Below are 10,893 nucleotides of genomic sequence, written 5' to 3'. Positions count from 1 at the left end.
AGGTGCCCTCGGGAAGGCGCCGCAACTGCGACCCTCCGGCGAAACTCGCCGGAGGACCCTCACCTCGGCTCGCCTCGACCTCGCTCACGCTCTCCTGATCTCGTCCAGTCTCGTCTCGCGGCCTGGGGCACCAGAAACGTTGCCGCCATTGTAACCAGGGCCCGGCGGCCCTGTCAAGCCGTACGAGGCCGGAACGTGAGCCCACTCGCCTCCCAGCGTCGCATGGCCTCGTCCAGCCGGTCGTCGGGAATGGTGAGGGAGATCCGGACGTATCCCTCCCCTTGCCGGCCGTACCCGACCCCCGGGGTCACCACCACGCCTGCGCTCTCCAGCAGGCGCGCCGCGAAGCCGATCGAGTCCCATCCCGGGGGCACGGGGATCCAGAGGTAGATCGCCCCCAGCGGCGGCCTCACGGGCCATCCCATGCGCCGCAACGCTTCGACGACCCGATCGCGCCGGCCCCGGTAGAGGGCGGACATGGAGGCGCTGAAGTCGCCGTGATGGTCCAGCGCCTCGACGGCCGCCTCCTGGATGGCGCCGAAGACGCCCGAGTCCAGGTTGGTCTTCAGCCGGCCCAGGGCCTCGACCGCCTCGGGGCTACCGCACGCCCAGCCGAGTCGCCACCCGGTCATGTTGAAGCTCTTGGAGAGGGAGTGGAGCTCGATGGCCACGTCCCTGGCGCCCGAAATCTGCAGGATGCTCGGGGCCCGGTAGCCGTCGTACGTGATCTCGCTGTAGGCAGCATCGTGGCAGATCAAGAGGCCATGGGCCCTCGCGAACTCCACCACCCGCTCGAAAAAAGCGAGGTCGGCGGTCGCTCCCGTCGGGTTGTTGGGATAGTTGAGGAACAAAAGGCGCGCCCGTCGCAGCACCTCTTGCGGCACGGCGTCGAGGTCCGGCAGGAAGCCGGCCTCCGCCCGCAGGGGAAGCGCCCACACCTCTCCTCCTGCCAGCAGCACGGAGCTCTGGTAGACGGGATAGCCCGGGTCCGGCACCAGCGCCACCGCCCCCGGCTCCATGACCGCCCACGCCAGGTGGGCCAGCCCTTCCTTGGAACCAATGAGCACCAGCACTTCTCGCTCCGGATCGAGCTCCACGCCGAAGCGCCGGGCGAACCACCGGGCCACGGCCTCTCGGAAGCTTTTCAACCCCGCGTAGGGCGGGTAGCGGTGGTGCCGGGGCTCCCGCGCCGCCCGCCCCAGGGCCTCCACGACGGCCGGCGGCGTGGGCCGGTCCGGGTCGCCGATCCCGAGGCTGATGACGTCCACGCCGGACGCCCGCGCCTCCTCGATGCGGCGGTCGATCTCCGCGAAAAGGTACGGGGGTAGCCGATCCATCCTGGAAGCCAGTTTCACCGGGCCGACGCCTCCTTCACCCAGTCCCACGGGAGCGTTGCCTCCATGACCAACCGGGCGGGGCCCGTCATCCGGATCCGGCCCAAAGGGTGCCCTGGGTCGGGCTCGTCCCACTCCACCTCCAGCCGGCCCCCGGGCAGCTCCACCTCTGCCCGCCGGCCGGCACGCCCCGTGGCGGCCGCCGCGACCACGCAGGCGCAGGCGCCCGTGCCGCACGCCATGGTCTCGCCGGAGCCCCGCTCCCAGACGCGCATCTTCAGCCTCCCCGGCTCCACCACCTGGACGAACTCCACGTTGACCCGCCCGGGGAAGCGCTCGTGGCGCTCGATGAGAGGGCCCACCTCCCGTACCGGCGCCCGGTCGACGTCCTCCACGAAGAGCACGGCGTGGGGATTGCCCACCGAGATGGGCCACACCTCCAGGCGCTCTCCCCGGACCTCCAGCGAGACGGAGTCCCCCAGGGCGCTGCCCGCGGGCCCCACCTCGTGAGGGGCCCCCATGTCGACCCGCACCCGCGCCCTGCCGAAGGAGGGCGACTCCAGGATCTCCACGCTGCGCAAGCCCGCGAGGGTCTCCACGTCGAAGTGCCGGGGCAAGCCGTGGCGCTGGTGCATCCACATCGCCACGGCGCGGATCCCGTTGCCGCACATCTCACCCTCGCTGCCGTCGGCGTTGAAGATCCGCATGGCCGCAGGAGCGGCGCGGCCCCTCGCCATGAGGATGAGCCCATCGCTCCCGATGCCCAGGTGCGGGTCGGCCACCGCCCGCGCCAGGGAGGGCCAGGTCACCCCTTCCGGCAGGGCGACGTCGCCCGCCGCCAGGTCGACGTAAACGTACGCGTTGCCGAGGCCGTGCATTTTGACCACGCTCAGGCCCGGCTCCCTCACGGCTCCCCCTCCTCGGGCTCCGCAGATGGGGCAACGGCCGTTTCGCAAGGCACGGCGGTGAAGTTCCAGCGCGCCGAGGGCCTTTCCTTCCTCGCGACCCCAGCGCCTCCCGGCGTGCCAGCCGGCTCCGAGGCCCCCGGCGAGGCCTGCCATCGCCGCTGCTACCAGGGCGGCGAGCTCCATCCCGGTTGCCCCTCCTCGCCCGCTCCGGGACCGCCCGCCGCCCGCCGGCCCAGACGGCGGGCCATCGCTTCCGCCGGCGGCGTCATCACCAACACCAGGCCGGTCTCGAGCGGGTCGACGAGGGCGCCGGCGACGGCCAGCGCCACGCCCGCGGCGAGCCACGCCCCGCGCAGGGGCCCCGGGCCCGCCAGCGGCCAGCGTTCCCCGTCCACCCAATGGTCGAGCGCCTGCACGGCCAGGATCGCCACCGTCGCGCCGGCAAGGGCTTGCCACCCGGCCAGCCATCCCGTCGCCGCCACCACTGCGGCCACCTCGGGCCAGGCCTGCCGGTAGGCCCTCCCGGCCATCCCCGCGCTCCACGCGGCGACGAGGAGCGAGCCCGCCCACGAAGCCTGCAGCAGGACCGCTGCCGCCGTGGCCAGTACCGCGTACGTGATGCAAGCCGCGGGGTCGTACCCCGGCTCCTGGTCCACGACGCCGTCCACCAGTTTGATCGCCACGCCGGCCAGCCAGACGGCCGCCGCGGCAGCGGCCACGCAGGTAGCGGGCGGGGCCGCCGTCTCACACGAAGCGTTCCACGAAGCGGCGAACACGGGCAAAACCCCAGCCTTCCACAGCGGACGTTCCCAGTACGATCCGGCGAGGCCACGCCTGCCGTACGGCGTCGAGGCCCCGCTTGCCGCCGGGCAGGTCGAGCTTGTTGACGATGACCGCGTAGCCCCGGCGCCGTTCCCCGTACCGGGCGAGCTGGAAGTCCATGTCATCCTCGTCCAGCAGCCGCTGGGGGCGCCTGGCCACTTCGGCCCCGTCCAGCACGTGCAGCACGACCGGGCTTTCGAGCACGGCGCCGAGGCTCTCGGCCATCGCCTGGCGGAGCTGGGGATCCGGGTGGATCCCGTCCGTCAGGCCCACGGTGTCGCTCAGCCGGATCCGCACCCAGCGCTTGGCGTGGCGCCACTGCACCTCCAGGTGCTGGAGCTGCCGGGTCGTCGGGCCCTGCGAGCCGACCAGGCGGGAGACGGCGTCGGCAGGGTCGAGCTCCACCCAGGCCTCGTCACCGGAAGCTCGCGATCCGCTCGAGACCAGCAGCCGGCTCATCCCGCACCACTGGGCGAAGCGGAGCACGAACAGCGTCTTGCCGACCCCCTGACGCCCCACGACGGCCGCCACGGCCGGGGCAGCGGACGGTTGCGCGGGCATGGCGACGCCCCGGCCACCCTTCTACTCCACCGGGATCTCCAACGGGATGTCCTGGGCCCGGATCAGCATCAGGTCGTCCACGGTCAGGTGGGACCGGCCCTGCAGCCGCACGGCCTGCCGCCGCACGGCCGCCTCCAGGATGTTGCGCAGGAGCCGGGCGTTGCCGAAGTGCTGCAGTTCGTTGAGGCGCTCTTCCAGCAAGAGCACGGCCAGGCGCTCCCGAGCCTCGGGCGAGAGCCGGTACTGGCGGGCTTTCAGCATCTGATCGGCGATCTGCAGGAGCTCGTGGCCGGTGTAGTCGGGAAAGTCGATGACGATGGGCACCCGGGAGCGCAAGCCCGGGTTGAGCCGCAAGAAGGTCTCCATCTCGGTGCGGTATCCTGCCACGACGACGACCAGCTCGTGGCGGTGGTCCTCCATGGCCTTGACCAGGGCGTCGACGGCCTCCTTGCCGAAGTCCTTGTCACCGCCCCGGGCCAGGCTGTACGCCTCGTCGATGAACAGGACGCCGCCCAGGGCCTTGCGGATTTGCTCGCGGGTGCGCTGGGCGGTGTGGCCCACGAACTCTCCCACCAGGTCCGCCCGTTCGACTTCCACGGTGTGCCCCTTGGGAAGGACTCCCAGTGCCTTGAACATCCGCCCGACCAGGCGCGCGACGGTCGTCTTGCCCGTGCCGGGATTGCCGATGAACGCCATGTGAAGGACGAGGGGATCGCTCGCCAGGCCCACGCTCGACCGGCGCTGCCGGATCTCGACGTACGCCCGCAGCTCCTCGATGGTGCGCTTGACCCGCTCCAGGCCGATGAGCGCGTGCAGCTCGCCCATCACCTGCTGGAGGCTGTCCGGATCCCGCAGGCTCGTGCTGCCCTCCGGCCCTGGCCCCGCGGGCGCGCCCGCGCCCGCCTCGCCGGCCGCCTGCAGCCGGGGAGCCTGGCCGGCAGAGAGCAGGCTGAGGGCTTTCGCCGGGCTCAGCCGGCCCTCGGCGACTCGTTCCAGCAAGGGATGCCCTGCGTAGGACGGATGCACCATCGCGCTATGTATACGCGGATGGGGGGAGCCGGCGGCACCCGGTGCGGGCGGCGAACCAGGCGGCGATGTGGGCCGCCGTGTCGGCCGGGCCCTCGAAGGCCGAGAGGTCCACCCAGTGGATCCGGCGGTCCGGGCGAAACCAGGTGTACTGCCGGCGAGCGTAATGGCGAGTGGCCGTCTTGAGGCGCCGGACGGCCTGGGCGAAGCTCTCCCGCCCTGCCAGGTATCCGGCCATCTCCTTGTACCCGAGGGCCTGCATCGCAGTGTGCCGGCGGGTGAGGCCACGGCGCAGCAGGCGGCGGGTCTCGTCCACCAGCCCCCGGCGCACCTGGTCGTCGACCCGCTCGTCGATGCGCCGGTAGAGCTCCTCCCGCGGCCGGGTCAGACCGACCCAGACGGCCGGCAACGGCCGGGCACGGGCGCGCGACTCGGCCTGCAGCGCGCTCATGGGCCGCCCCGTAGACTCGTAGACCTCCAGCGCCCGGATGACCCGGCGCACGTTGGCCGGATGGATGCGGGCGGCCGCCTGGGGGTCCACCGCCTGGAGCCTGCGGTAGAGCACCTCGGGCCCTGCGGCGGCAGCCTCGGCTTCGAGGCGCGCCCGGACCTCGGGGGCGTGGACTGCCGCCGGCGGCACCAGGTCGTCGACGAACGCGCGCAGGTAGAGGCCCGTGCCGCCGCAGACGATGGCCACCTTCCCCCTGGCCCGGACGCCGGCCAGGGCCCGGAGGGCGGCCTCCCGGTAGAGGACAGCGGAGAAAGGCTCTTCGGGCTCGGCGATGTCGAGCAGGTGGTGCGGGACGCCCCGCTGCCGCTGGAGCGAAGGCTTGTCGGTGCCGACGTCGAGGCCGCGGTACACCTGCATCGCGTCGGCGGACAGGACCTCGCCGTCCAGCCGGAGCGCAAGCTCGATGGCCACGTCGGTCTTGCCCACCGCGGTAGGCCCCACGACGACCAGCAGCGGGCACGGCCCGGTCTCGCCGGGTGTCACGAGGGCGGGGGTCACGAGCCGGCCTCGCTCTCCCAGACGGCGTAGACCACCCGGCTCGACGAACCGCCCTCGAGGCGCGGCGGCCGCAGCGGCGCCAGGCGCTCGGAGTCGCGCCGTTCCTTGACGACGACGCGGCGCCGGGCGACGATCCGCGCCAGGGCCAGGGCCTCCGGGGTCAACTCGCCCGGATCGGCCAGCGCCCGCCAGTCCCGCATGGCCTGGGAGCCGGGCAGCCCCCGCTGGAACATCACGTCGAAGTAGACGACGTCGAAGCTGCCGGCCGGCCGGGCGCGCAAGAAGGCCAGGTGGTCCTCCGCCTCGATACGGATACGAGAGGCGGCCGCCGCCACGTCCGGGGACGGCCATGGATAGACGCGCAGTCCCTCGGCCGTAAGAAGGGCGAGCGCCGGCACTTTCTCCAGGCCCAGGACCCCGCCTTGCTCCCCCGTCGCCCACGCGGCGACCAGCGCGTCCCAGGCGGGTCCGACGGTGGCGTCCAGCACCCGATCGCCCGGCCGCAGGCCCATGGCCTGAACCATGGGATCCAGGCCGCCCGACCGCAGCAGGCGGATGCGGTGGAGTGCCATCCCGGGATGGTAGCGAAGGGCGCCCTGCCCCGTCCGGATGGTCAGGCGGCCCCGCTCGACCACCACGACGGCGGCCTGTGGGCCCAGACCGGTCCGGCCCAACGGGCCCCGGCTGCGGGGGACGTAATCCACCCCGAGCCGGGAAGCCAGGCGGCGCGCGAGGATCTCCTGGGCGGGCGCCGGATCGCGCCCGGTGGTCACGGCCACGACCCGGGCCATCGGAAGGCTCACGCCGGCGTCCGCCGCCCGAAGCGCCGGTCGAGCTCCTCGGCGTCGATGGCCACGACCACGGGCCGGCCGTGCGGGCAGGTGTAGGGGTTGTCCACGAGTGCGAGGCCCTCCACGAGCCGGCGCATCGTCTCCATCGACAGCGGCGTGCCCGCCCGGATCGCCGACTTGCACGCCATCGTCTTGAACAACCGGTCCTGCCACGGCGCGGGCAGGAGCCGGGCATGCTCTGCTCCCGCCGGCCACTGCTGCGCCAGGTCCGCCACCTCTTCGACCAGGAGGCCGAGATCCTCGGGCTGCACGGCCAGCTGCTCCATCCCCTTCACGGCCGGCACCGACCGCACCAGCCAGTGCCGGGAGCCGAACGGCTCCATCTCGAGCCCGAGGCGGCTCAGCTCGGCAACGAGCGGGCGCAGCGCCTCGGCAGCCAGGGGCGATACCTGCACGGTCACGGGCACGAGGAGGCGTTGCGCAGGGGGCGCCTCCAGGCCTTCGGCGGCCCGGAGGATCCGCTCGTAAATGGCCCGCTCATGGGCGACGTGCTGGTCGACGATCACCAGGCTGCGGGGGCCCTGGGCCAGGATGTAGGTGCGCAGCAGCTGCCCGATCACCTGCAGGCCCGGGAGCTGCTCGGGTAAACCGGGAATCGGCTGTGCCCTGCTCTCGGCTCTTGCGGCGGGCAAGGCCGCTGCCGCCGCCCCCCGAGGGTCGACGGCGCGCCCGGGCTCGCCGGGACGCCCGTAGGGCGCAGCGGGGCTCTCCCGTGCCCAAGAGTGAAAGGGCGTGGCCGCACCTTCATCCCCGGCCGCCGGCCGGAGCGCCGGCGGCGGCTCGGACCGGAGCGCCCGTTCGACCGAGGCTGCCACCAGGGCGAAGAGATCCCGGTCGTCCCGCAGCCGCACGTGCCACTTGGCGGGGTGCACGTTGACGTCCACCAGATCGGGGTCGACCTCCAGGTAGAGCACCGCCACCGGAAAGCGCCCTGCGTCCAGGCGCCCCTCGAAGCCGCGCACGACGGCCGCCGCGATCGACCGGTCTTCCACCCAGCGCCCGTTGACCACGATCCAGAGGTGATCGCGGCTGCGGCGGCTCCACCGGGAAGGGGCCACCAGGCCCCGGAGACGAAAGGGGCCCCGCTCGCCCTCCAGGGCGAGCATCTGCGAGGCCAGCTCGACGCCCAGCACCGCGGCCATCACGTCGCGAGCGTCCCCGCTGCCCGGCGTCGCCAGGTGCTCCGCGTCTTTGCTCCGCACCTCCAGCGCCACGTCCGGGCGCGCGATGGCGAGACCCGTGGCGATCTGCACGCACGCCCGCCGCTCGGCGCCCGCCGACTTGAGGAAGCGGCGCCGCGCCGGCGTGTTGAAGAAAAGCCGCCGCGCCCACACCGACGTGCCATCGGGCGCCGGAGCGGGCCCCTCCTCCGCGAGGGCTCCCCCCACGACCCGCACCCGGTACCCGGAGGGCGCGTGCGCCGTCTTCGTCAGCAGCTCCACGTCGGCGATGGCGGAGATCGCGGCCAGCGCCTCCCCCCGAAAGCCGAGCGTCCCGATCCGGTCGAGATCGGCAAGCGTGCGAACCTTGCTCGTGGCGTGACGCCGGAAGCAGAGCCGGGCGTCTTCCGGATCCATCCCTTCGCCGTCGTCGCTCACCCGCAGCTCGTCGGCCATCTCGCCGATCTGGACGGCGATGCGCCGGGCGCCCGCGTCCAGGGAGTTCTCGACCAGTTCCTTGAGCGCGGAGGCCGGCCGCTGCACGACCTCGCCGGCGGCGATCTGGTGGACCAGTTCCGGCGGAAGCTCGACGATCTTGCCCATGGCCCGCCCCTCAGAAAAGGGACCCCTGCGCCAGCTCCGCCACGCTGCGCCGGGAGCGTGGCTGGGGCCGAGGGCCCTGGGCCCGTTCCGGGCGGGCCACGCCGTCGGACGCCGCAGCCAGGGCCGGGGTGCCGGCGCCGGACTGCAGAGGAGAAACGGCGGCTCCTTCGAGGCGTTCCAGGATTTCGCGGGCGCGCCCCACCACCGCCTCGGGGATGCCGGCCAGGCGCGCCACCTCGAGGCCATAGCTGCGGTCGGCGGCCCCGGGACGGATCTGGCGCAGGAAGGCGATGCCTGCAGCAGTCTGGGCAACGGCCGCGTGCACGTTGAAGACCCCCTCGAGCCGGCCCTCGAGTTCGGTGAGCTCGTGGTAGTGGGTGGCGACCAGCGTGCGGGCGCCCAGTTCGTGGAGGGCCTCCACGATGGCCCACGCCAGGCTGAGGCCGTCGTAGGTGGCCGTGCCCCTGCCCACTTCGTCCAGGATGACCAGGCTGCGGCGCGTCGCGTGGCGCAGCATGTACGCCGTCTCGCCCATCTCCACCATGAACGTGGAGCGGCCCGACGCCAGGTCGTCCGACGCCCCTACCCTCGCCATCACCCGGTCCACGATCCCGATCCGGGCGTGGGCCGCCGGTACGAAGCTTCCCATCTGGGCCAGGATCACGATGAGCGCGGTCTGGCGCAAGAACGTCGACTTGCCCCCCATGTTGGGGCCGGTCACGATGGCGAGCCGGTGGCTGCGGGTGTCGAGGTAGACGTCATTGGGCACGAAGGGCGATTCCGACAACGACGCCTCCACCATGGGGTGGCGCCCGCGGCGAATCTCGATGACGTCGCCGTCGTCCACCGCAGGGCGGGTCCATCCCCGCCGCACCGCCACCTCGGCCAGCGACGCCGCCACGTCGAGCAGGGCCAGCTCCCTTGCGAGCTCTTGGATGGACGGCGCCAGCTCGAGCACCCGGTCGACCAGCGTCGTGAAGATCTGCGCCTCGAGGGTGGCGATGGCCTCCTCGGCGTTGAGGACCTGGCTCTCTTTCTCCTTCAGCTCGGGCGTCACGAACCGCTCGGCCCCGGTCAGCGTCTGGCGCCGCTCGTACTCGGGCGGGACGAGCTTGAGGTTGGGGCGGGTCACCTCCAGGTAGTACCCGAAGACCCGGTTGAACCCGACCTTGAGCGAGCGAATGCCCGTGCGTTCCCGCTCCCGCTGCTCCAGCCCCGCGATCCAGCTCCGGGCGTCCTCCGCCCCCTGGCGCAGTTCGTCCAGGTGCGAGTCGTAGCCCCGGCGGATGTACCCGCCGTCCCGGGCCTGGGCCGGCGGATCCTCGACCAGGGCGCGCTCGAGGGTCTGAGCGAGTTCCACGAGGCGCTCGTCCGGCGGGCGGTCCACGAGCGCCTGCGCCGTCGCCAGGGCCGCCTGCCCCTGCTGGAGGAACTGCCGGAGCGCCACCAGGTCCTTCGGGGTCGCCCGTCCGGTGCCGCAGCGCCCGAGCAGGCGCTGCGCGTCGGGCAAGCCCTTGAGCGCTGCGCGCAGGCGGCCTCGCAGCAGGTGGTCGTGGAAGAGCCGGTCCACCCGCTCCAGACGCTCGTGGATGACGCCGGGATCCGTGAGCGGCTCCTCCACGTAGCGGCGCAGCAGGCGAGCCCCCGGCCCCGTCAGGGTCTCGTCCAGGACGTCCAGCAGGCTCCCCCGCCGGCTGCGCTGGCGCAACGTGAGGGTGAGCTCCAGGTTGAGGGCGCTCGTGGGATCGATGACCAGCCCGGCGCCCGGGTCGTAGCTCTCCAGGGAGGTGATGTGGACGAGGCGGTCCTTCTGGGTCTCCCGCATGTAGGCGAGAGCGACCCCGGCCGCCACCTGGGCCTGGGGCCACCGCTCGATCCCGAACGCTTCGAGCGAGGCCACCCCGAAGTGGTCCAGGAGTACCCTCCGGGCGGCCGGCAGATCCCACGGCCCACCATCCCACGCCGTGACCACGGGGCTGCCATCGGCCGCTCCGAGGCTCTGCCGGATCGGGCTTTCCAGGGGAGGCGGGACGAGCACCTCCGTAGCACCGAGCCGGCGCAGCTCCTCCACCAGAGCCTGTTCGGGGCCGCCCCAGGAGGGGTCGGAGCCGGGAGCCAGGCGAGTCGCCCGCAGTTCGCCCGTCGAGAGATCCGCGAACGCCACCCCCGCCATCCCGTCGGCCACGTAGACCGCCGCGAGGTAGCGCCGCTCACGGCCCGTCTCGCCCGTCCACGTGCCCGGCGTGATGACCCGGATGACTTCCCGCCGGACGACGCCGCGGGCCAGCTTGGGGTCTTCCATCTGCTCACAGATGGCCACCCGGTGGCCGGCCCGGACGAGCTCCGCGATGTAGCCGTCCGCAGCGTGGTACGGCACGCCGCACATGGGGACCCTGCGCCCCTTGCCGATCTCCCGCGACGTCAGCGTGATGCCCAGCACCGAGGCCCCGAGGCGGGCGTCCTCCCCGAACAGCTCGTAGAAGTCGCCGAGCCGGAACAAGAGCAGCGCGTCGCCGTACGCGGCCTTGAGCTGCCGGTACTGCTGGAACATCGGGGTCACCGAAGCGTCCGTGCGATCGGCCAGCGCGGTCCACCCCCTCGTGCCACCGGGCCCCGGCG

Annotated in this window: 9 protein-coding genes; all 9 read right to left on the bottom strand. The window is 73.0% G+C overall.

The features are described from left to right. Positions 1–173 precede the first annotated feature (173 nt). A complete protein-coding gene (locus tag U7230_RS05780; RefSeq protein WP_324717785.1) occupies positions 174–1,355 on the bottom strand; it encodes an LL-diaminopimelate aminotransferase in 1,182 nt (393 codons plus the stop codon). Further along, entirely contained in the window at positions 1,352–2,212 is an 861-nt protein-coding gene (gene dapF / locus U7230_RS05775) for a diaminopimelate epimerase (RefSeq protein ID WP_404980644.1), read from the bottom strand. Before dapF ends, U7230_RS05780 begins: the two co-directional genes overlap by 4 nt. 191 nt (positions 2,213–2,403) lie before the next feature. Further along, positions 2,404–3,024 (bottom strand): hypothetical protein, encoded by a 621-nt coding sequence (locus U7230_RS05770; protein ID WP_324717783.1) that lies wholly within the window; start codon positions 3,022–3,024, stop codon positions 2,404–2,406. Then, positions 2,987–3,625 carry a GTPase gene (locus U7230_RS05765; protein WP_324717782.1) on the bottom strand — a complete coding sequence of 213 codons (639 nt, stop codon included), beginning with the start codon at positions 3,623–3,625 and terminating at the stop codon, positions 2,987–2,989. The genes U7230_RS05770 and U7230_RS05765 overlap by 38 nt, the downstream gene beginning before the upstream one ends. 21 nt (positions 3,626–3,646) lie before the next feature. After that, positions 3,647–4,624 (bottom strand): AAA family ATPase, encoded by a 978-nt coding sequence (locus U7230_RS05760; protein WP_324717781.1) that lies wholly within the window; start codon positions 4,622–4,624, stop codon positions 3,647–3,649. 34 nt (positions 4,625–4,658) lie between these two features. Continuing rightward, complete coding sequence (gene miaA, locus U7230_RS05755) at positions 4,659–5,660, bottom strand: tRNA (adenosine(37)-N6)-dimethylallyltransferase MiaA (protein WP_324717780.1); 1,002 nt, start codon at positions 5,658–5,660, stop codon at positions 4,659–4,661. Continuing rightward, positions 5,657–6,463: a class I SAM-dependent methyltransferase gene (locus U7230_RS05750; RefSeq protein WP_324717779.1), complete on the bottom strand. Its 807-nt coding sequence runs from the start codon at positions 6,461–6,463 to the stop codon at positions 5,657–5,659. The genes miaA and U7230_RS05750 overlap by 4 nt, the downstream gene beginning before the upstream one ends. Then, the gene (gene mutL, locus U7230_RS05745) at positions 6,460–8,274 is read right to left on the bottom strand and encodes a DNA mismatch repair endonuclease MutL (RefSeq protein WP_324717778.1); all 1,815 of its coding nucleotides are present in this window, start codon (positions 8,272–8,274) and stop codon (positions 6,460–6,462) included. The genes U7230_RS05750 and mutL overlap by 4 nt, the downstream gene beginning before the upstream one ends. A gap of 10 nt (positions 8,275–8,284) precedes the next feature. Beyond that, positions 8,285–10,825 (bottom strand): DNA mismatch repair protein MutS, encoded by a 2,541-nt coding sequence (mutS, locus tag U7230_RS05740; RefSeq protein ID WP_324718194.1) that lies wholly within the window; start codon positions 10,823–10,825, stop codon positions 8,285–8,287. Positions 10,826–10,893 lie beyond the last annotated feature (68 nt).

This window comes from Limnochorda sp. L945t, assembly GCF_035593305.1.
GTDB lineage: Bacteria > Bacillota > Limnochordia > Limnochordales > Geochordaceae > Carboxydichorda > Carboxydichorda subterranea.
Note: the sequence above shows the minus strand (reverse complement) of the source record. Positions and strands in the feature narration are given on the sequence as shown.